The following is a 20,826-nucleotide window of genomic DNA, read 5'->3' as shown; positions in this document are numbered from 1 at the left end:
GGGGGGCGTTGGCCGGCGGCATAAGCACACGTGTTCCGCCCTGCTTCCGTTGCATGTCGTGCTGGCGGCGTTCGACCCGCGCCGTCAGCGGTGGCAGGATGCGTGGCCGCCGCCGCGCTGAGTACTGCGGGCGCTGATGGCCGGGGCAGGCCCGCTCCTGTCCGGGCTGTTGCAGCGCAGGGCGCGGCATCCGCCTGAAACGCCGCCTGCGGCCGGTGTCAGGGGGGATTCCGCGGCCAGCGGCCCCGGGCCGCGCCGCGGTCAAGGATATTTGCGTCGGTCGGGTGCCGGGTGATGGAGGAGCGCATGGGCAAATCGCGTTACTGGTTCGCCGCCAAGGAGCATGGATGGGGCTGGGGCTGGCCGCTGGCGTGGCAGGGATGGCTCGCCTATGCCAGTGCGGCCGCGCTGCTGGTGGCCGGTTTCGTGATCTTTCCGCCGGCCGCTGCTCCGGCCCGCTTCGTCGCCTGCAATGCGGGTGTGGTCGTGGCGCTGCTGTTCGTCTGCTGGCTCAAGGGCGAGCCATTGCGCTGAACGCCGGCCTGTAGAGGCGGGGCTTGCCCCGCATGAGAAAACAGGAAGGTGCGTACGCCAGCAGTCCCAGGCCGCGTGACGCCAGGCGTCACTCCAGGATGAAGGCCGCGACCACGCGGCGGTTTTCGCCGGCCAGCACGTTGAAGGTACGCGCGGCCGAGGCGTTGTTCATCACTTCGATGCCGATGCCGCGGGTCAGGCAGGCGGCCATGACCTCCACCGGCGGAAACACCTGGCGCTCGCCCGTGCCGAGGATGAACACGGCCGGGTTCTGTTCCAGCGCGGGCGCCAGGTCGGCCACGCTCAGCCGGCCGACCGCGCTTACCGACCAGTCTTCGATCAAGCGGTCGGGGGACAGGATGAAGCTGCGTGCCAGCGTCTGGTCGTTGACCCGGGCCTGGCGGCCGTCGGCCGAGCGCAGGGCATAGATGTAGTCGGGCAGTTCGCGGCTCAGTTGCATCTTGGCTTCTCGGCGGGTCAGCCGCGGGGCAGCACGATCTGGCGCTTTTCCCGGGCCGGGCGGTACAGGACGGCGACATGGCCGATGCGCTGGACCAGCGCGCCGCCGCTGGCCTGGACCAGCTCGGCGACCATCGCCTCGCGCGCCTCGCGGTCCTCGGCGGCGATCTTCACCTTGATCAGTTCATGGCGTTCCAGCACCTCGTCCAGTTCCGCCAGGAAGGCGGGGGTGACCCCCTTGCCGCCGATCTGCAGCAGTGCTTTCAGATCGTGGGCCATGCCGCGCAGGAATCGGTTCTGGGCCGGGGTGAGAACGATGGACATGCAGTGATTACGGGTTATCAAGGGGGTTCAGGGTATCATGACCACCCCTACAGGCCGCATTCCGATGTCCCGCAGCAAGAGCAGTCAACGCTGGTTGAAGGAGCATTTCTCCGACCCCTTCGTGAAGAAGGCGCAGGCCGAGGGCATGCGCTCGCGCGCCGCCTACAAGCTGGAGGAGCTGCTCCAGCGCGACCGGCTGCTGAAGCCGAACATGGTGGTGGTCGACCTCGGCGCGGCGCCAGGCGGCTGGTCGCAGCAGGTGCGGAGACAGCTGGGCGACAGCGGCCGCGTACTGGCGCTGGACATCCTGGAGATGCCGCCGCTGGCCGGCGTGGAGTTCCTTCATGGTGACTTCAGGGAAGAAACCGTCCTATCCCAGTTCGAGGCCATGCTTGGCGGCCAGCCGGTAGACCTTGTCCTGTCGGATATGGCCCCCAATAAGAGTGGCATGGATGCGGTGGACCAGCCGCGGATGATGCACCTGGCGGAGCTGGCGATGGATTTCGCCGATCACCATCTCAAGCCGGGTGGGGCGTTCCTGATCAAGCTGTTCCAGGGCGTCGGCTTTGACGACTACGTGCGGGAAATGCGCCGCCGTTACGACAAGGTCGTGATCCGCAAGCCGGAAGCCTCGCGCAAGCGCTCGCCCGAGGTCTATGCGCTCGGGCAGGGCAAGCGCACGCAGATCAAGTAAGCTCGACACCATACGAATCGCGTCAGAAATTAGAGGAACACCGGAGCCGATGAGGATGAACGACCTGACCAAGAACCTCCTGCTATGGGTGGTTGTCGCCGTCGTGCTGATGGTGGTGTTCCAGAGCTTCGCCCCGCGCGGCGGCACGCCCGTGGCCAGCGATGCCAGCAACTACACCCAGTTCCTGCAGGAAGTGGACGCGGGCCGGATCAAGTCGGTGGAGTTCACCGACGACACCACCCTGACCACCAATGCCATCCGCTTCAAGCGCAGCGACGGCAGCGAGGGCTCGCTGTACGCGCCGCGCGACGAGAAGCTGATCGACCAGCTCTACACCAAGAAGGTCGACATCGTGCGCATGAAGCCGGCCAGCGGCCCGAGCTTCTGGTCGATCCTGCTGCAGTTCCTGCCGGTGCTGCTGCTGATCGGCTTCTGGATCTTCATGATGCGGCAGATGCAGGGCGGTGGCGGCGGCGCCAAGGGCGCGATGTCCTTCGGCAAGTCGCGCGCCAAGCTGCAGGGCGAGGACCAGATCAAGGTGACCTTCGCCGACGTGGCCGGTTGCGACGAGGCCAAGGAAGAGGTCGGCGAACTGGTCGACTTCCTGCGTGACCCGTCCAAGTTCACCAAGCTCGGCGGCAAGATCCCGCGCGGCGTGCTGATGGTCGGCCCGCCCGGCACCGGCAAGACCCTGCTGGCGCGCGCCATCGCCGGCGAGGCCAAGGTGCCGTTCTTCAGCATTTCCGGCTCGGACTTCGTCGAGATGTTCGTCGGCGTCGGCGCCAGCCGCGTGCGTGACATGTTCGAGCAGGCCAAGAAGCACGCCCCGTGCATCATCTTCATCGACGAGATCGACGCGGTCGGCCGCCATCGTGGCTCCGGCATGGGCGGTGGCCATGACGAGCGCGAGCAGACCCTGAACCAGATGCTGGTCGAGATGGACGGCTTCGAGGGCGGCGAGGGCGTGATCGTGATCGCCGCCACCAACCGCCCGGACGTGCTCGACAAGGCGCTGCTGCGCCCGGGCCGCTTCGACCGCCAGGTCATGGTCGGCCTGCCCGACATCAAGGGCCGCGAGCAGATCCTGCGCGTGCACCTGCGCAAGGTGCCGGCCGCCGACGACGTCAAGCCGGAAGTGCTGGCGCGCGGCACCCCGGGCTTCTCCGGCGCCGACCTGGCCAACCTGGTCAACGAGGGCGCCCTGTTCGCCGCGCGCCGCGGCAAGCAGGAAGTGAGCATGCAGGACTTCGAGGACGCCAAGGACAAGATCTACATGGGTCCGGAGCGCCGCAGCATGGTCATGCGCGAGGACGAGCGCCGCAATACCGCCTACCACGAGTCGGGCCACGCGGTGGTCGCCATGTCGCTGCCCAAGGCCGACCCGGTGCACAAGGTCACCATCATGCCGCGCGGCTGGGCGCTGGGCGTGACCTGGCAGCTGCCCGAGCACGACCACATCAGCAAGTACAAGGACCGCATGCTGGAAGAGCTGGCGATCCTGTTCGGCGGCCGCATCGCCGAGGAGATCTTCGTCGGCGAGATGTCCACCGGCGCCTCCAACGACTTCGAGCGCGCCACCAAGCTGGCCCGTGGCATGGTCACCAAGTACGGCATGTCCGACGTGCTCGGCACCATGGTCTATGCCGACGAGGAAGCCGGCTACGGCATGCACAGCAAGACCATTTCCGAGGCCACCCAGCAGAAGGTGGACGCGGAAATCCGCCGCATCCTCGACGAGCAGTACAACGTGGCGCGCCGCATCCTGGAAGAGAAGCGCGACATCGTCGAAGCGATGACCGCGGCGCTGCTGGACTGGGAAACCATCGACGCCGAGCAGGTCAAGGCGATCATGGAAGGCCGCAAGCCTTCGCCGCCGGCCGGCTGGGTGGACAAGGGCAAGAGCGACCCGTCCGACGGCGACAAGGGCGGCGACGAGCGCCCGGTGGCGCCGATCACCGACCCGGCCGGCCAGCACTGAGCCACCGCCGTTGCCATGCACGCACGACGGGCCGGGTTTTCCCGGCCCGTTGCTTTTATGCCCGGCCTGGCGCGGGTGTACCGCGGCCCTCCCGCCCTGGGGGCGCATCGGCCGCTGCCACGGCCGGTCGGATGACGACCGGGGTATTTTCCTCCCATCCTCCGCTACCCTTCGCAGCATGAACGAACCTTCTCCCAAGACGTCTACCCACATCCCGGAAATGGTGATCGCCACCGTGGCCGGCGTCGCCTTCGGGGTGAAGACCGGCCATTACCTGGCGGGCATCTTCATCGGCATCGTGCTGGGCGTGGCGCTCAGTGTGCTCGGCAGCGTGGTCCGGGCCAGGAGCCGGCGCTGATGTTCGATATCGCACCTGTGCTGGATTGTGCCGGGCGGCCGCTGCGGCTGGACCGCCCGCGGGTGATGGGCATCGTCAACGTCACCCCGGATTCGTTCTCCGACGGCGGCCGGCATTTCAGTGCCGAGTCGGCCGTCGCCCACGCGCTGGCGCTGGTCGAGCAGGGCGCGGATGTCCTCGACATCGGCGGCGAATCCACCCGGCCCGGCGCCGAACAGGTGTCGGCGCAGCAGGAGATCGAGCGCGTGGTGCCGGTGATCGAGGCACTGGTGGCGCGCACGCCGGTGCCGGTCAGCGTCGATACCTTCAAGCCCGACGTGATGCGCGCGGCGCTGGCGGCCGGCGCCGGCATGGTCAACGACGTGCAGGCGCTGCGCCAGCCGGGCGCGCTGGAAACGGTGGCCGACGCGGGCGCGGCGGTGGTGCTGATGCATGCGGTGGGCGGCCCGTACGATGCCGGGGTGGCATGGGCCAGCGACGATGTCGCCGGCGACGTGCAGCGTTTCCTGGCCGAGCGGCTGTTCGCCGCGGAGATGGCCGGCATCGCCCGCAACCGGCTGGTGGTCGATCCCGGGTACGGCTTCAACAAGGACACCACGCAGAATTTCGCGCTGCTGGCCGCGCAGGAAAAACTGCTGGCGCTGGGCGTGCCGTTGCTGGCCGGGCTGTCGCGCAAGCGCTGCATCGGCGACGTCACCGGCCGCGCCGTCGCCGCCGAACGCGTGGCCGGCTCGGTCGCCGCGCACCTGCTGGCGGTGCAGCGCGGTGCGCGCCTCGTGCGCGTGCACGATGTCGCGGCCACGGTCGACGCGCTCAAGGTACTGGCCGCGCTCGATGCGGTACCGGCCGGGCGCAGCGAGCGTGCGCCGCCGCCGCGCTGGCCGGACGAGGACTGATGGCGGTCGACACGCGGCCGCTGGCGATCGCGCTGATGGGCCCCACCGCGTCGGGCAAGACCGCCGCGGCGATCGAACTGGCCCGGCGCCACGGTGGCGAGATCGTCAGCGTCGATTCGGCGCTGGTGTACCGCGGCCTGGAGATCGGCGCGGCCAAGCCCGACCAGGCCGAGCGTGCCGGCATTCCCCATCACCTGCTGGACCTGCGCGACCCCTGGCAGGGCTACTCGGCGGCCGAGTTCGCCGCCGATGCCGCCGCCGCGGTACGCGACATCGTCGCGCGCGGCCGGCTGCCGATCCTGGCCGGCGGCACCGGGCTGTACTTCCGGGCGCTGCTGCAGGGGTTGTCGCCGATGCCCGAAGCCGACCCGGCGCTGCGCGCGCAGATCGCCGCCGACGCCGACGCCCTGGGCTGGCCGGCGCTGCATGCGCAGCTGGCCCGGGTCGATCCGGCCGCGGCCCGGCGCATCCACGCGACCGACCCGCAGCGCATCCAGCGTGCGCTGGAGGTGTACCGGCTCACCGGCAAGCCGATCAGCCACTGGCAGGCACAGCCCGGTGTGGCCCGGCTGCCGGCGCGCGTGCTCAAACTGGTGCTGGCACCGGCCGAGCGTGCGCTGCTGCACGCCCGCATCGAGCGCCGCTTCGACCTGATGCTCGCGGCGGGTTTCCTCGACGAGGTGCGGCGCCTGCGCGCGTTGCCGCAGATGGCCGGGGTGGCGGCGCCGCTCGACCTGCCGGCGATCCGCGCGGTGGGTTACCGCCAGGCCTGGCAGTTCCTGGACGGGCAGGACACGGCCGCCGGCTTCCGCGACAAGGCGATCTTCGCCACCCGCCAGCTGGCCAAGCGCCAGCTGACCTGGCTGCGCGGCGAACTGGATGCGCGCTGGTTCGATCCGGCCACCGACGACGGCCGCCTGCAGGACGCGGTTTCCCTGTTTTTGGGGCGATGAAGCGCGCCGGGCGGTGTAACATCCCGGTTCCGGGCAGGCAGGGGAAGCCGCATGGCCCGGGTCGATAAGAACAATAATGAGGAGTTGAAGATGTCCAAGGGGCAATCCTTGCAGGACCCGTTCCTGAACGCACTGCGCCGCGAGCGCGTGCCGGTTTCGGTCTACCTGGTCAATGGCATCAAGCTGCAGGGCACGATCGAGTCGTTCGACCAGTTCGTGGTGCTGCTGCGCAATACGGTCAGCCAGATGGTCTACAAGCACGCCATTTCCACCGTGGTGCCGGCGCGCAACGTGCGCGTTGGGCCGGGCGGCGGCTACGTGCAATCGGCCGACAGCAGTCAGGCAGGCGATGACGACAACGAATAAGCAGGACGTGGCGCGTGTTTGACCGCTCCAAACGAGGCGAACACGCGCTGTTGATCCAGCCGCACGCAGGGCGGCTGGAAGAGGATGTGCTGGAAGAGTTCACCGACCTGGCCCGCTCGGCCGGTGCCAGCATCGCGGCCACCGTGACCGCGCGCATCGACCGCCCCAACCCCTCCACCCTGATCGGCAGCGGCAAGCTGGACGAGGTCAAGGCCATGGCCGACGCCACCGGTGCCGACCTGGTGCTGGTCAACCATGCCCTGACCCCGGTGCAGGAACGCAACCTGGAGCGGTTCCTGGAGCGGCGCGTGATCGACCGCACCGGGCTGATCCTGGACATTTTCGCCCAGCGCGCGCACAGCCATGAAGGCAAGCTGCAGGTGGAACTGGCGCAGCTGCGCCACCTGGCCACCCGCCTGGTGCGCGGCTGGACCCACCTGGAGCGCCAGCGCGGCGGTTCCATCGGCCTGCGCGGCCCCGGCGAAACCCAGCTGGAAACCGACCGCCGCCTGCTGCAGAAGCGGGTGGAGCAGCTGCAGAAGCGCCTGGAAAAAGTCGAGGTGCAGCGCACCCAGATGCGCCGCGCACGCGTGCGCAGCGAAATGCCGCGCGTGGCCCTGGTGGGCTACACCAATGCCGGCAAGTCGACCCTGTTCAATGCGCTGACCGGTGCCGGCGCCTACGCCGCCGACCAGCTGTTCGCCACGCTCGACCCGACCGTGCGCCGCATCGCGCTGCCCGGCGGCAACGCGATGCTGGCCGACACCGTGGGGTTCGTCCGCGACCTGCCGCACGAACTCGTGGCGGCGTTCCGCTCGACCCTGAGTGAAGCACGCGAGGCCGATTTCCTGCTGCATCTGGTGGACGCCGCCGATCCGCTGCGCGAGGAACGCATCGCCCAGGTGGACGAAGTGCTGGAGGCGGTGGGCGCGGGTGAGCTGCCGCAACTGCTGGTGTTCAACAAGATCGACCGCATCGAGGGCGCCGAGGTGCGTCACGACGCGCAGGACGGCGTGCCGGACGAGGCGCGCCGCGAGCGGGTGTGGATCTCCGCGCGCGACGGTCGCGGCCTGGACCTGTTGCAGTCGGTGCTGGGCAAGCGCCTGGGCCTGCAGCACGTCACCGGCCGCGTGCGCCTGCCGCCGGGCGCTGGCCGGCTGCGCTCGCGGCTGCACCAGCTCGAGGTCATCCGCAGCGAGCAGGCCGACGAGGAGGGCTGGCTGATCGACGTGGACATTCCCATCGCCGAGGCCGAGAAGCTGGCCGCAGGCGCCGACGGCGCGGTGATCCGCGCGCTGCTGCCGGAGCGCGAACCGGAGTGGTGAGTCGTTCACGATGGACTTGCATGGGAAACGAAACAGGAGCGACGTGAGTCGCTCCTGTTTCGTCATTGTGCTGGCGGTTTCCGCTGGCGGCGCTTCGTCCGTCTTGGGAGATGCAACTTCAATTGCGCCAGTGCCTGCCCCGGTCGCACCGGGCTTTCGGCTTTCCGCGCGGGATCGAACCGCGCCACGCCCGGCGACGGCAGCACGATCACGGTGGGGCCATGGATGAAGCGCACCGCGCCTCACTGACGCCAGGGCGCCAGCGGGGTGAGCGCGTCGCTACGCGTCGCGATGTGGCCGCGCCGGAACAGGTCATTACGTCAGCCGTGCCAGTGCCTGCCCCAGCCGTACCGGGCTTTCGGCTTTCAACGCGGGATCGAACCGCGCCACGCCCGGCGGCAGCAGCACGATCACGGTGGAGCCGTAGTTGAAGCGGGCCATCTCCGCGAACCGTTCCAGCGTGATCCCCTTGCCGCGCCAGTCCTTGCGGGTGATGCGGTCGCCGTAGGCGGGGATTTCCTCGCCGCTCCAGACCGTTTCCACGCCGCTGACCAGCAGCGCGCCGACCATCACCTGCACCATCGGGCCGAAGTCGGTGTCGAAATGGCACACCAGCCGCTCGTTGCGGGCGAACAGGCGTGGCACGTGGGTCACCGCGGCCGGGCCGACGCTGAACAGGCGTCCGGGCACGTGCACGGTCTCGCGCAGGGTGCCGGTCCAGGGCATGTGCACGCGGTGGTAGTCGCGTGGCGACAGGTACACGGTGGCGAACAGGCCGTTGGCGAAGGGTTCGGCAGCGCTGGCGTCGCCGAGCAGTTCGGCGGCGGTGAACGACTGGCCCTTGGCCTGGAAGATGCGACCGTCCTCGATCGCGCCGAGCTGGCTGATGCGCCCGTCGGCCGGCATCAGCAGCGCACGCGGGTCGGCATCGGCCACGCGCGCGCCGGGGGCTAGCGCGCGGGTGAAGAAGGCATTGAAGCTGGAGTAGCTGCGCGGGTCCGGGTCGGCCGCCTCGGCCAGGTTGACGTCGAACTTCCGGGTCACCGTGTCGATCAGCCAGCGCGACACGCGCGGGCTGCGCGAATAGGCCAGCGAGCGCGCCATCGACGACAGCAGGCGATGGGGCAGGGCATGGGTGAGCGTGGTCAACAGACTCATGGTGCGGTGGTTCCGGTGAGCTTGGTCAGGTCGCTGGCGATCAGCTTCGGGTCGAACGGCGGGCGCATCAGCCCGGCCAGCCGGCCCTCGGGGTCGAGCACCGCGATGCTGGCCGAGTGGTCCATGCTGTAGTCGTTCGGGTTGGTCTTGTAGTTCTTTCCCGGGGCCTTCTGGAACACCAGGCCCAGCGGCGTGGCGAAGCGCTCCAGCGACGGTACGTCGGCGGTGGCGGCCAGGGTGTCCCTGTGGAAGGCATGGGCGTATTCGCCCAGCCGTGCCGGGGTGTCGCGCTCGGGATCGACCGACACGAACACCACGCGCGGGCGCAGGCTTTCGGGAATGCGCTCCCACTGCTTCTGCGCCAGGGCCAGTTCGGACAGGGTGGTCGGGCACACGTCCGGGCAGGAGGTGAAGCCCAGGAACACCAGGGTCCAGTGCCCGCGCAGCTCACCGGGAATCAGGCGGGTACCGTCGGACTGGCTGAGGCTGAAATCGGGCAGCGGCCGTGGCGTGGGGTAGAAAATGATCGAGCCGGCCTGGTGGCCGCCGTTGCCGGCCGGGCCGAATACCTTCTGCGCCAGCAACAGGCCCAGCCCTGCCGCCAGCGCGATGGCCAGGACGATGCCGGTATTGCGGTTGAACATGGACCGTTTCTCCGTAGGGGTGGTGGCGGCCCCGCCAGGGCGGGGCGCGGGTCTGCGGGGGCGGTGGCCGTGCGCGCTGGCGGCTGCTTGCCGGGGCGTTGCGGCCCGATGCCGGGACATCGCCGCAGTTTCGGCTGCAACCGGGCGCTCAATATACCGGGTGCACGCCTATAATCGCAGACCACTCTTGCCCCCCGTATTGCCATGACAGCCCAGGCGGCCGCCGAACTCCACACGATCATCGACCTGATCCGCTACGGCGCCAGCCGTTTCAATGCCGCGGGCCTGACCTTCGGGCACAGCTACGACAATGCGCTGGACGAGGCCACCAGCCTGGTGCTGCATACCCTGCACCTGCCGCCGGACCTGGGCCCGGCCTATGGCCAGGCGCGGCTGCTGGCCGAGGAGAAGCAGCAGGTGCTGGCGCTGTTCGAGCGCCGCATCGCCGAGCGCGTGCCCGCCGCCTACCTGACCGGCGAGGCGTGGTTCGCCGGGCTGAGCTTCAAGAGCGACGCGCGCGCGCTGGTGCCGCGCTCGCCGATCGCCGAGCTGATCCTCAATGGTTTCGAACCGTGGCTGGCCGGGCGCGAGGTCACCCGCGCGCTGGACCTGTGCACCGGTTCGGGCTGCATCGCCATCGCCATGGGCCACTATTACCCGAACTGGCAGGTGGACGGCAGCGACATCAACGACGCCGCGCTGTCGCTGGCGGCCGAGAACAAGGAGCGCCTGCTCGCGCACAACGTCGAACTGGTCAAAAGTGACCTGTTCGCCGGCCTGCAGGGCCGGGTCTACGACCTGATCGTCACCAACCCGCCGTACGTCACCAACGACGAGACCGATGCGCTGCCGCGCGAGTACGCGCACGAGCCGGAACTGGCGCTGCGCGCCGGCGACGACGGCCTGGACCTGGTGCTGAAGATCCTGTGCGACGCCCCGGACCACCTGAGCGAGGACGGCCTGCTGATCTGCGAGGTGGGGGATTCGGAGCAGCACCTGGTCAAGCTGCTGCCGGAAGTGTTCATGTCCTGGATCGAGTTCAAGGTCGGGCAGATGGGCATCTTCGCGGTCGAGGCCGCCGAGCTGCGCGCGCACCACGCGCGCATCGCCGAGCTGGCGGCGCAGCGATGAGCTCCAACGCCTTCGGCAAGCTGCTGACGGTCACCACCTTCGGCGAGTCGCACGGGCCGGCGATCGGCTGCGTGATCGATGGTTGCCCGCCGGGGCTGGAGATCGCGCCGGAGGAATTCACCCACGACCTGCAGCGCCGCGCCACCGGCAGGAGCCGGCACACCTCGGCGCGGCGCGAGGCCGACGAGGTGGAGATCCTGTCCGGGGTGTACGAAGGCCGCACCACCGGCACCCCGATCGCGCTGCTGATCCGCAACACCGACCAGCGCAGCAAGGACTACAGCAATATCGCCGCGCAGTTCCGCCCGGGCCATGCCGACTACAGCTACTGGCAGAAGTACGGCATCCGCGACCCGCGCGGCGGCGGCCGCTCCTCGGCGCGCGAGACCACCATGCGCGTGGCCGCCGGGGTGATCGCCAAGAAATGGCTGCTGCAGCGCCACGGGGTGACCGTGCGCGGCTGGCTGTCGCAGCTGGGCGGGATCACGCCGACGGGCTTTGACTGGAACGCGGTGGAGGACAACCCGTTCTTCTGGCCGGATGCGGCCCAGGTGCCGGCGCTGGAGGCGTACATGGACGCGCTGCGCAAGTCCGGCGACTCGGTCGGCGCGCGGGTCACCGTGGTCGCCGACGGCGTGCCGCCGGGCTGGGGCGAGCCGATCTACGGCAAGCTCGACGGCGAGATCGCCGCGGCATTGATGAGCATCAACGCGGTCAAGGGCGTGGAGATCGGCGACGGTTTTGCCAGCGCCGCGCAGAAGGGCACCGAACACCGCGACCTGATCACGCCGGACGGCTTCCAGTCCAACCATGCCGGCGGCATCCTCGGCGGCATCGCCACCGGCCAGCAGATCGTCGCCTCGATGGTGCTCAAGCCGACTTCCAGCCTGCGCCTGCCGGGCGCCACGGTGGACGTGCACGGCAATGCGGTGGACGTGGTCACCACCGGCCGCCACGACCCCTGCGTCGGCATCCGCGCCACCCCCATCGCCGAGGCGATGTTGGCGCTGGTGCTGATGGACCAGGCGCTGCGCCACCGCGCGCAGTGCGGCGACGTCGGCGTAGTGCAACCGCGCATCCCCGGCCGCCTCGATGGCTGAGCGGCGGCCCCGCGTCTGGGTGGCGCAGCCGCTGTTCGACGACACCGTCGCGCAGCTGGCCGCGTACTGCGACGTGGACGCCACGACGGCCATCACCGCCCATGACAGTGCGGCGCTGGCCGCGCGCCTGGCCGGGGTCGATGGCGCCCTGGTCACGCTCAACGAGCGCATCGGCGCGGCCGAGATCGCCGCTGCCCGGTCGCTGAAGGTCATCGCCAACGTCGGCGTCGGCTACAACAACCTGGACATCGCGGCGTTGGGCGCGGCCGGCATCATCGCCACCAACACCCCCGACGTGCTCACCGAGACCACCGCCGATCTCGGTTTCGCGCTGCTGATGGCCGCGGCGCGGCGCATCGTCGAGTCCGACCGCTGGCTGCGCGATGGCCACTGGGGGCAGTGGTCGTTCACCACCATGCTCGGCGCCGACCTGCACGGCAGCACCCTGGGCATCGTCGGCATGGGCCGCATCGGCCAGGCCATCGCCCGCCGTGGCCACCACGGCTTCGGCATGACCGTGCTGTACCACAACCGCTCGCGCCTGCCCGCGGACGTGGAGCAGGCGGCCGGTGCGCGCTACGCCGGCTTCGAGGAACTGCTGGGCCGCGTCGACCACCTGCTGCTGGCGCTGCCCTACAGCGCGCAGAACCACCACCTCATCGACGCCGCCGCGCTGGCGAGGATGAAGCCCAGCGCCACCCTGGTGAACATCGCCCGCGGCGGTCTGGTCGACGAGCTCGCGCTGGCCGACGCGCTGGCCCATGGCCGCCTGGCCGCGGCCGCGCTGGACGTGTACGAGAACGAGCCCGAGGTGCGTCCGGAACTGCGGGCGCTGCGCAACATCGTGCTGACCCCGCATATCGGCAGCGCCTCGCTGGCCACGCGCCGGGCGATGGTGCAGCGGGCGGTGGACAACCTGCTCGCCGGCCTTGGCCTGGGCGCGAACGCCGGGCGCCCGGCCAACGTGGTCAATGCCGGGCTGCTGGCCGGCGGCGCCGGCGTGGGCGATGCCGCCGGCAGGATCGACATCAACAAACGATAGGGAGCCTCCGCGGCTGTCGCCGGAGGTTCCCCGAACCTGGCTCGACGTGTGTTCCCCCTCTCCATTTTTCGAGTACACCCCCATGAGCAATGAAGCCCGTCGTTTCCATGTAGCCGTCGTCGGCGCCACCGGCGCGGTCGGCCAGACCATGTTGGCCATCCTCGCCGAGCGCGGTTTCCCGGTGGGCACGCTGAGCCTGCTCGCCTCCGAGCGCTCGGCCGGCCAGCAGGTCGAGTTCAACGGTGGAAAGGTCACCATCCAGGACCTGGCCACGTTCGATCCGACCGGCGTCGAGATCGCCCTGTTCTCCGCCGGTGGCGGCATTTCCAGGGAATACGCGCCGAAGTTCGCCGCCGCCGGCGCGGTCGTCATCGACAATTCGTCCTGCTTCCGCTACGACGACGACGTGCCGCTGGTGGTGTCCGAGGTCAACCCGGAAGCGGCGAAGAACCGCCCGCGCGGCATCATCGCCAACCCCAACTGCTCGACCATGCAGCTGATGCCGGTGCTGGCGCCGATCCACCGCGAATACGGCATCGAGCGCATCAACGTGGCCACCTACCAGTCCGTGTCCGGCGCCGGCCAGACCGGCATGGAGGAGCTGGGCAAGCAGACCGCGCAGCTGCTCGGGTTCCAGGAGATCGAGCCGGCCAAGTTCCCGGTGCAGATCGCCTTCAACCTGATCCCGCATATCGACGAGTTCCTGGACAACGGCTTCACCAAGGAAGAGATGAAGCTGGTGTGGGAGACCCGCAAGATCCTCGGCGACGACAGCATCCAGGTGAACCCCACGGCGGTGCGGGTGCCGGTGTTCTATGGACACTCCGAGGCGGTGAACATCGAAACCCGCAGGAAGATCAGCGTCGAGCAGGCGCGTGAACTGCTGGCCGCCGCGCCCGGGGTGAAGGTGGTCGACGAGCGCCGGGCCGGTGGTTACCCGACCCCGGTCACCCATGCCTCGGGCACCGACCCGGTCTACGTGGGTCGTATCCGCGAGGATCTTTCGCACCCGCGTGGGCTGAACATGTGGGTGGTGGCCGACAACATCCGCAAGGGCGCCGCGCTCAACGCGGTGCAGCTGGCCGAGCTGGTCGCCAACGGCGGCTGAGAGACCAGGCCGGCACAACGCCGGGTCCGCTGTACCGCAACCCTCGGATCGCATCTGGAACACAGCCCCCTGCGTCAGGGGGCGTGCCGAAGGCGGGGGGTGTGGCAAGCGGGAGACGGGGCACGCGGTTTGCGCAGCAGACCGTGGGACGCCAGCGCGCCGCGCTGGGGTGTCGTCCCCGCGGTATTCGGAACCCGGCTGTGCCGGTATATTTGCCGGCATGAAACCAAGGGGCAGGGGCGCGACGCGCTCGATACAAGGCATGCTGGTGCTCGCGCTGGGGCTGTACAGCAGCGCCGCGCTTGCCCTCGGCCTGGGCAACATCCGCGTCCTGTCCAGGCCGGGGCAGCCGCTGGTGGCCGAGATTCCGGTGATCTCCAGCGACCCGGGCGAGCTGGAGCGCGCCACGGTGGGGCTGGCGTCAGCGGCGACCTTCGAGCGCGTCGGCCTGTCGCGCCCGGAGGGGTTGGTCGGCGAACTGCAGTTCCAGTTCGCCCAGGATGCGCAGGGGCGGGCGGTGGTCCGGGTGACCAGCGCGACGCCGGTACAGGTGCCGGCGCTGAGCTTCCTGATCGAGGTCGACTGGGGGCAGGGGCGGCTGGTGCGCGAATACTCCGCGCTGGTCGCCGCGCCGGAGGCCGCCACCGCGGTCGCCGAGCCGGTGATCGAGGCGCCGGCGGCGGCCCCGTCCAACCTGATCGTGCGCGAGCCGGCACCTTTGCCGGCATCGGCGCCCACGCCAACCGCAACGCCGAAGCCCGCGCCGGCCACGGCCACGGCCACGGTCGCCCCGGCCGCTGCGCCGCGTCCGGCGCCCGTGTCGCAGGCGACGGCGCCGGATGGCACCCTGGCGCCGGTACGCAGCGGCCAGACCCTGTCGGGCATCGCCGGCCAGCTGGCCCGTGACAACGGCGTTTCCCTGGACCAGGCGATGGTCGCGCTGCTGCGCGCCAACCCCGAGGCGTTCATCCGCGGCAACGTCAACCTGCTCCGCCAGGGGGCCGTGCTGCGCGTGCCGGAAAGCGGCGAGCTGCAACGCATCGACAGCGCCGCCGCGCGCGTGCTGGTGCGCGAGCATGTCGCGCAGTGGCGCCAGGCGCGTGCGCCGATTCCGCAGCCGGCGCTGGCCGGTGCGGCGGCCAGCGTGGCCAGGCCGGCGACGGCGACGGCGGCGGCAAACGATGCGCGGCTGGAAATCGCGCCGGCGGTGGCCGGCGCGCAACAGGCGGCAGGAACGACGACCGGGCTCGAGGCCGGTGGCGAGGGCGACATGGCGGCGAACGAACAACTGCGGCAGGCCAGGGAAGACCTCGCCACGCGCGATGCGGAATTGCAGGAACTGCGCGAGCGCGTGGCCGAGCTGGAGAAGCTGCAGGCACAGCAGCAGTCGCTGATCGCGATGAAGGACAGCAACCTGGCCGCGGCGCAGCAGCGCCTGGCCGAGGTCGGGAAGAAGGAGCCGGCAGGTACGGCGCCATGGACGTGGTTGGGGGTGCTGCTGCTGGTGGTGGCCGCGGCGGGCTGGTGGCTGTCGCGCCGGCGCCGGCCTTCACCGCTGCCGCCGGCGCCGGCCGCCGGCCATGTTGCCGCTATGGAGTTGTCCGCGCTGGCCGCGGCAATGCCCGCGGTGGAGGCGCAGGCCGTGGCCCGGGACGTGCCTGCCGTGCAGGAACATGCGCCCGCCGCCCGCCAATCCGAAGTCGAGCTCGAGGCCGAAGTCGAGGCCGAAGCGGTGCCGTTCTGGTCGAGGCCGTCCGCCGGTGTCGCCGCATCGCGTCCGCCGCGACAGGAACCGGTGCTGTCGCCCGACGCGGCACCGGTGCCGGGCGCTGAGGGCGCACCGGCGGAACCCGCCGCACAGGAGACCGACACCTGGCCGGCCGCCGACATGGCCAGCCTGGCGCCGCTCAATCCGGCCCCGGCCGGGCGCGAACGGCTCGAACTGGCGATCGCCTATCTGGACCTGGGCGATGCGGAAACCGCGCGCACGCTGCTGAACGAGGTGGCGGCGGGCGAGGACGTGCAGGCGCGCGCCGAAGCAATGGAACTACTGGGACGGCTGCGATGAGCGGACAACAGGCGGCGGTGAAGCATGAGCGGCGCATCGACTACGTGGAGTTCGCCTCGCGCGATCCCGCGGCGAGCCGGCGCTTTTTCGAAGCGGTGTTCGGCTGGAGTTTCGAGGATTACGGCCCGGACTACACCGCGTTCGACGATGGCGGCCTGCAGGGCGGCTTTTTCCGCGGCGAACCGGTGACCAGCGCCGCCGGTGCGCCCCTGGTGGTGTTGCACGCCACCCAGTTGTCGCCGTTGCAGGCGGCGGTACTGGCGCATGGCGGGCGGCTGAGCAGATCCGAATTCACCTTTCCCGGTGGCCGCCGTTTCCAGTTCATCGAGCCCGGCGGCAACGAGCTGGCGGTGTGGTCCCAGCGCGACGCGGATTGAACAGGCGCCCGCCGGGGATTCCAGCCCCGGCCGCGGCTGGCGACAGGAGAAGTTTGACGATGCGCTATGCGCTGGGCGTGGAATACGACGGCAGCGATTTCAAGGGCTGGCAGCAGCTGGGTGAGAGCGGCTGCGCCAGCGTGCAGGCCACCTTGCAGGCGGCCCTGTCCTCGGTGGCCGATGCCCCGGTGGGCGTGGTCTGCGCCGGGCGTACCGACGCCGGCGTGCACGGCGAATGCCAGGTGGTGCATTTCGACAGCGACGTCGCGCGCACGCCGCGCGGCTGGGTGCTGGGCACGACCACGCGGTTGCCGCCGTCGGTGTGCGTGCGCTGGTGCGTGCCGGTGGCCGACGATTTCCATGCGCGTTTCTCCGCGCGTGCGCGGCGCTACCGCTATCGCCTGCTCAACCGCCAGGTGCGGCCGGCGCTGTACCGGCAGACGCTGAGCTGGGAGCGGCGCCCGCTGGACGCCGGTGCGATGCACCGCGCGGCGCAGGCATTGCTGGGCGAGAACGACTTCAGTTCGTTCCGCAGCGTGCAGTGCCAGGCGCTGCATGCCCGCCGCGAGCTGCAGGCGATCTCGGTCGTGCGCCAGGGCGAGGTGGTCGAGGTGCAGGTGCAGGCCAATGCGTTCCTGCACCACATGGTGCGCAACATCGTCGGCTCGCTGCTGCTGGTTGGTGCCGGCGAGCAGCCCGAATCGTGGATCGGCGAGCTGTTGGCGCTGCGCGACCGCACGCAGGCCGGGCCGACCGCGCCGCCGCAGGGGCTGGTGTTCGTGGGCCCGCTGTATCCTGACCAGTGGCAATTGCCGGCCGAGGTGACGCTATGACCCGCACGCAGTTCCGCACCCGCATCAAGTTCTGTGGCATGACCCGCGCCGGCGACATCCGCCTGGCCAGCGAGTTGGGGGTGGACGCCATCGGCTTCGTGTTCGCCCGTGGCAGCACGCGCCGGGTGGCGCCGGTCGAAGCCCGCGCCATGCGCCAGGCGATCTCGCCGATGGTCGACGTGGTGGCGCTGTTCCGCGACAACAGCCGCGAGGAAGTGCGCGAGGTGATGCGCACGGTGCGGCCCAGCCTGCTGCAGTTCCACGGCGACGAGGACGACACCTTCTGCCGCGCCTTCAACATGCCGTACCTGAAGGCGGTGGCGATGGGCGGCGCCCAGGCCGTCACCGCGCGCGGGCTGCAGCAGTCCCACCCGCATGCGGTCGGTTTCCTGCTGGACAGCCACGCGCCGGGTGGCAGCGGCGGCAGCGGCGTGGCGTTCGACTGGTCGCAGGTGCCAGCCGGCCTGCACCGGCCGTTCCTGCTGGCCGGCGGCATCCGCCCGGACAATGTGTTCGATGCGATCACCACGGTGCAGCCGTGGGGGGTGGATGTCTCCAGCGGCATCGAGTCGGCGCCGGGCATCAAGGATGGCGAGCGCATGCGCCGCTTCGTCGAGGAAGTGCGCCGCGCGGACCTGCACGACGCGCCCGCGTAAACGCGGGCCTGCCGCGGCGCCTACGCGGTGCCCGCCTACGCGGCCAGTTGCCGCCGCAGCCAGTCCGCCAGCGCGTCGACCCGCGGGTGCCGGTCGCCGCCGGCGGTGCACAGCGCCCACTGTCCCTCGGTGTCGACGAACCCCCACGGTGCGACCAGGCGGCCATTGACCAGGTCGTCGGCCACCAGTGGCTCCGGGGCGATGGCGATGCCGAGTCCGGCGACCGCCGCTTCGAGCAGGTAGTACAGGTGTTCGAAGCCAGTGCCCTGGCGCAGCGCCGCAGGGTCCAGGTCGTTGAGCGTGGCCCAGGTGGGCCAGGCCTGGGGCCGCGAACGGGTGTGCAGCAGCGCGTGCTCGAGCAGCGCCTCCGGCGGCTGGTGCACGAGCCGCTGCGCGCCATGCATGGACGGGCTGAACACCGGGCCGATGCGCTCGCTGCCCAGGCCATGCACGCTCCACCCGGCCGGCCACGGCGCCTGGCCGAGCAGCAGGGCGGCATCCAGTCCGGCCAGCCGTGGCGCAAAATCGCCGTCTTGCGCGGCCAGGTGCAGGGTCAGGCCCGGCAGGTCGCGCTGCAGCTGCTGCAGGCGCGGGATCATCCAGCGCGCTAGCACGCTGCCCGGGCAGCCGAGCACGAAGGCGTCGTTGCGTTTGCCCCGGCGCAGCGCGGCCACGCAGTCGCGCAGCTGCGAGAACGCCCCGGAAGTGGCTTCCTGCAGGCGCCTGCCGGCGGCGGTGGGGCGGATGCCGCGGCCGTCGCGTTCGATCAGCGCCACTCCCAGTTCTTCCTCCAGGGCCCGCACCTGGCGGCTGACCGCGCCATGGGTCACGTGCAGTTCGTCGGCGGCAAGGCTGACGCTGCGCAGCCGGGCGGCGGCCTCGAAGGCGCGCAGGGCGTTGAGCGAGGGCAGGGCGTGATCGTCTTTCATGGCGCACCCTTGACCGCCATGGATGGCGGGAATGCCGGTTTTGCAGGAGCGAAAGCCGGCCCCGCGCCACCCTGCGGGCGGCTTCGCCGTGAATAACGGCTGTCCTGCCGTTCTTTCATGGCGCACACCTGACCGCCATGGATGGCGGGAATGCCGGTTTTGCAGGAGCAAAAGCCGGCCGCGTGCCACCCTGCGGGCGGCTTCGCCGTGAGCAATGGCTGTCCTGCCGTTCTTTCATGGCGCACACCTGACCGCCATGGATGGCGGGAATGCCGGTTTTGCAGGAGCAAAAGCCGGCCCCGCGCCACCCTGCGGGCGGCTTCGCCGTGAATAACGGCTGTCCTGCCGTTCTTTCATGGCGCACCCCAGACCGCCATGGGTGGCGGGAATGCCGGTTTTGCAGGAGCAAAAGCCGGCCCCGCGCCACCCTGCGGGCGGTGTTGCCAAGAAGAACAGCTGCCCGGTTGTTTTTTCATGTGAGTTTTTCTAACACATTACAGCGCATATATCGATTTTCACGGACGCGCGCGTGCGCTACGGTGCAGGCCTGTCCCGCCCCGCGTGATGCCATGACCGCTGCACCCATCCCCGATTTCCATGCCTTCCCCGACGCCCACGGGCATTTCGGACGCTACGGCGGCAGTTTCGTCGCCGAGACCCTGGTCGGGCCGCTGCAGGAGCTGGCTGCCGCCTACGACCAGGCGCGGGTCGATCCGGCGTTCATCGCCGCCTATGACAAGGACCTGAAGCACTACGTCGGCCGGCCCAGCCCGATCTACCACGCCGAGCGCCTGAGCCGTGATGTCGGCGGCGCGCAGATCCTGCTCAAGCGCGAAGACCTCAACCATACCGGCGCGCACAAGGTGAACAACACCATCGGCCAGGCGCTGCTGGCCGCGCGCATGGGCAAGACCCGCATCATCGCCGAGACCGGTGCCGGCCAGCATGGCGTGGCCAGTGCCACCGTGGCTGCGCGCCTGGGCCTGGAGTGCGTGGTCTACATGGGCGCCACCGACATCGAGCGGCAGAAGATCAACGTCTACCGGATGAAGCTGCTGGGCGCCACGGTGGTGCCGGTGAGCAGCGGCTCGGCCACGCTCAAGGACGCGCTCAACGAGGCGATGCGCGACTGGGTGACCAACGTGCGCGACACCTTCTACATCATCGGCACCGTCGCCGGCCCGGACCCGTATCCACGCATGGTGCGCGACTTCAACGCCATCGTCGGCCGCGAGGCGCGCGCGCAGATGCTGGAAGACTACGGCCGCCTGCCCGATGCGATCACCGCCTGCGTCGGCGGCGGCTCCAACGCGATCGGCCTGTTCCATGCCTTCCTCAACGACCGCGGGGTGAAGATCTACGGCGCCGAAGCGGCCGGCGACGGCATCGCCAGCGGGCGCCACGCGGCTTCCATCTCGGCCGGTCGCCCCGGCGTGCTGCATGGCAACCGCACCTACGTGCTGTGCGACGACGACGGCCAGATCACCGAGACCCATTCCATCTCCGCCGGCCTGGATTACCCGGGCGTCGGCCCCGAGCATGCGTTCCTGGCCGACAGCGGCCGCGCGCAGTACGTGGGCATCACCGACGACGAGGCGCTGGCGGCATTCCACCGCCTGACCCGCACCGAGGGCATCCTGCCGGCGCTGGAATCCAGCCACGCGGTGGCGCAGGCGATCAAGCTGGCGCGCGACCTGCCGAAGGACGCGCTGGTGCTGTGCAACCTGTCCGGCCGCGGCGACAAGGACGTGCATACCATCGCCGCGCGCGAAGGGCTGTCGCTGTGAGTGCCTGCCCACGCGCCCGCTGCGCCCAGCGCGGATCCGCCACCTACTGCCCGGAATGCCCGCGCATCGCCTGTGCGCCGCGCCTGATCCGATCCGCCACCGACGG

At 70.2% G+C, this 20,826-nt stretch carries 22 protein-coding genes; 17 read left to right on the top strand and 5 right to left on the bottom strand.

Annotated elements, in window-relative coordinates; genetic code table 11:
- Nucleotides 1-306 precede the first annotated feature (306 nt).
- Nucleotides 307-534, top strand: coding sequence for a hypothetical protein (locus tag AC06E6_RS04970; RefSeq protein ID WP_104938543.1), 228 nt, complete (start codon nucleotides 307-309; stop codon nucleotides 532-534).
- Nucleotides 535-622: 88 nt separating this feature from the next.
- On the opposite strand, the gene AC06E6_RS04965 is transcribed toward AC06E6_RS04970, so the two are convergent.
- Entirely contained in the window at nucleotides 623-994 is a 372-nt protein-coding gene (locus AC06E6_RS04965; RefSeq protein ID WP_240211458.1) for an Mth938-like domain-containing protein, read from the bottom strand.
- Nucleotides 995-1,011: 17 nt separating this feature from the next.
- Entirely contained in the window at nucleotides 1,012-1,317 is a 306-nt protein-coding gene (yhbY, locus tag AC06E6_RS04960) for a ribosome assembly RNA-binding protein YhbY (protein ID WP_056932407.1), read from the bottom strand.
- Nucleotides 1,318-1,381: 64 nt separating this feature from the next.
- Here yhbY and rlmE point away from each other — a divergent pair, with 64 nt between their 5' ends.
- The 7 genes from rlmE (at nucleotide 1,382) to hflX (ending at nucleotide 7,887) form a co-directional block, all read left to right on the top strand.
- Nucleotides 1,382-2,011, top strand: coding sequence for a 23S rRNA (uridine(2552)-2'-O)-methyltransferase RlmE (rlmE, locus tag AC06E6_RS04955; protein WP_380609894.1), 630 nt, complete (start codon nucleotides 1,382-1,384; stop codon nucleotides 2,009-2,011).
- A 55-nt stretch (nucleotides 2,012-2,066) separates the two neighbouring features.
- Nucleotides 2,067-3,989: an ATP-dependent zinc metalloprotease FtsH gene (gene ftsH / locus AC06E6_RS04950; protein ID WP_104938545.1), complete on the top strand. Its 1,923-nt coding sequence runs from the start codon at nucleotides 2,067-2,069 to the stop codon at nucleotides 3,987-3,989.
- Nucleotides 3,990-4,167: 178 nt separating this feature from the next.
- The gene (locus tag AC06E6_RS04945; protein WP_240211457.1) at nucleotides 4,168-4,347 is read left to right on the top strand and encodes a hypothetical protein; all 180 of its coding nucleotides are present in this window, start codon (nucleotides 4,168-4,170) and stop codon (nucleotides 4,345-4,347) included.
- A complete protein-coding gene (folP, locus tag AC06E6_RS04940) occupies nucleotides 4,347-5,243 on the top strand; it encodes a dihydropteroate synthase (RefSeq protein ID WP_478060472.1) in 897 nt (298 codons plus the stop codon). Before AC06E6_RS04945 ends, folP begins: the two co-directional genes overlap by 1 nt.
- Nucleotides 5,243-6,196: a tRNA (adenosine(37)-N6)-dimethylallyltransferase MiaA gene (miaA, locus tag AC06E6_RS04935; protein WP_240211455.1), complete on the top strand. Its 954-nt coding sequence runs from the start codon at nucleotides 5,243-5,245 to the stop codon at nucleotides 6,194-6,196. Before folP ends, miaA begins: the two co-directional genes overlap by 1 nt.
- A 90-nt stretch (nucleotides 6,197-6,286) precedes the next feature.
- On the top strand, nucleotides 6,287-6,562 hold the full coding sequence (gene hfq, locus AC06E6_RS04930) for an RNA chaperone Hfq (protein ID WP_104940170.1): 276 nt from the start codon (nucleotides 6,287-6,289) through the stop codon (nucleotides 6,560-6,562).
- A gap of 14 nt (nucleotides 6,563-6,576) precedes the next feature.
- A complete protein-coding gene (hflX, locus tag AC06E6_RS04925; RefSeq protein ID WP_104938548.1) occupies nucleotides 6,577-7,887 on the top strand; it encodes a ribosome rescue GTPase HflX in 1,311 nt (436 codons plus the stop codon).
- 315 nt (nucleotides 7,888-8,202) lie between these two features.
- On the opposite strand, the gene asd is transcribed toward hflX, so the two are convergent.
- Both asd and AC06E6_RS04915 read right to left on the bottom strand, forming a co-directional pair.
- Nucleotides 8,203-9,045, bottom strand: a complete 843-nt coding sequence (gene asd, locus AC06E6_RS04920) for an archaetidylserine decarboxylase (RefSeq protein WP_478060470.1) — start codon at nucleotides 9,043-9,045, stop codon at nucleotides 8,203-8,205.
- Nucleotides 9,042-9,689: an SCO family protein gene (locus AC06E6_RS04915; RefSeq protein WP_161613155.1), complete on the bottom strand. Its 648-nt coding sequence runs from the start codon at nucleotides 9,687-9,689 to the stop codon at nucleotides 9,042-9,044. Before AC06E6_RS04915 ends, asd begins: the two co-directional genes overlap by 4 nt.
- Before the next feature lie 204 nt (nucleotides 9,690-9,893).
- Between AC06E6_RS04915 and prmB the strand changes: the two genes are divergently transcribed.
- From prmB to AC06E6_RS04875, 8 genes are all read left to right on the top strand, one after another.
- Entirely contained in the window at nucleotides 9,894-10,820 is a 927-nt protein-coding gene (gene prmB, locus AC06E6_RS04910) for a 50S ribosomal protein L3 N(5)-glutamine methyltransferase (protein ID WP_478060469.1), read from the top strand.
- Nucleotides 10,817-11,920: a chorismate synthase gene (aroC, locus tag AC06E6_RS04905; protein ID WP_478060467.1), complete on the top strand. Its 1,104-nt coding sequence runs from the start codon at nucleotides 10,817-10,819 to the stop codon at nucleotides 11,918-11,920. Before prmB ends, aroC begins: the two co-directional genes overlap by 4 nt.
- On the top strand, nucleotides 11,913-12,962 hold the full coding sequence (locus AC06E6_RS04900; protein WP_478060465.1) for a 2-hydroxyacid dehydrogenase: 1,050 nt from the start codon (nucleotides 11,913-11,915) through the stop codon (nucleotides 12,960-12,962). The genes aroC and AC06E6_RS04900 overlap by 8 nt, the downstream gene beginning before the upstream one ends.
- A gap of 82 nt (nucleotides 12,963-13,044) precedes the next feature.
- A complete protein-coding gene (locus tag AC06E6_RS04895; RefSeq protein ID WP_104938553.1) occupies nucleotides 13,045-14,070 on the top strand; it encodes an aspartate-semialdehyde dehydrogenase in 1,026 nt (341 codons plus the stop codon).
- Between the two features lie 220 nt (nucleotides 14,071-14,290).
- A complete protein-coding gene (locus AC06E6_RS04890) occupies nucleotides 14,291-16,138 on the top strand; it encodes a FimV/HubP family polar landmark protein (RefSeq protein WP_478060463.1) in 1,848 nt (615 codons plus the stop codon).
- Nucleotides 16,135-16,515 carry a VOC family protein gene (locus tag AC06E6_RS04885; RefSeq protein ID WP_293759230.1) on the top strand — a complete coding sequence of 127 codons (381 nt, stop codon included), beginning with the start codon at nucleotides 16,135-16,137 and terminating at the stop codon, nucleotides 16,513-16,515. Before AC06E6_RS04890 ends, AC06E6_RS04885 begins: the two co-directional genes overlap by 4 nt.
- A gap of 59 nt (nucleotides 16,516-16,574) precedes the next feature.
- Nucleotides 16,575-17,348 (top strand): tRNA pseudouridine(38-40) synthase TruA, encoded by a 774-nt coding sequence (truA, locus tag AC06E6_RS04880; RefSeq protein WP_104938555.1) that lies wholly within the window; start codon nucleotides 16,575-16,577, stop codon nucleotides 17,346-17,348.
- Nucleotides 17,345-18,004, top strand: coding sequence for a phosphoribosylanthranilate isomerase (locus tag AC06E6_RS04875; RefSeq protein ID WP_240211449.1), 660 nt, complete (start codon nucleotides 17,345-17,347; stop codon nucleotides 18,002-18,004). The genes truA and AC06E6_RS04875 overlap by 4 nt, the downstream gene beginning before the upstream one ends.
- A gap of 35 nt (nucleotides 18,005-18,039) precedes the next feature.
- On the opposite strand, the gene AC06E6_RS04870 is transcribed toward AC06E6_RS04875, so the two are convergent.
- Nucleotides 18,040-18,933, bottom strand: a complete 894-nt coding sequence (locus AC06E6_RS04870) for a LysR family transcriptional regulator (RefSeq protein WP_104938556.1) — start codon at nucleotides 18,931-18,933, stop codon at nucleotides 18,040-18,042.
- A gap of 569 nt (nucleotides 18,934-19,502) precedes the next feature.
- On the opposite strand from AC06E6_RS04870, the gene trpB reads away from it, so the two are divergent.
- Nucleotides 19,503-20,720 (top strand): tryptophan synthase subunit beta, encoded by a 1,218-nt coding sequence (gene trpB, locus AC06E6_RS04865; RefSeq protein WP_104938557.1) that lies wholly within the window; start codon nucleotides 19,503-19,505, stop codon nucleotides 20,718-20,720.
- Nucleotides 20,721-20,826 lie beyond the last annotated feature (106 nt).

This window comes from Stenotrophomonas sp. Steno-Z10-HUANG (assembly GCF_056393075.1).
Note: the sequence above shows the minus strand (reverse complement) of the source record. Positions and strands in the feature narration are given on the sequence as shown.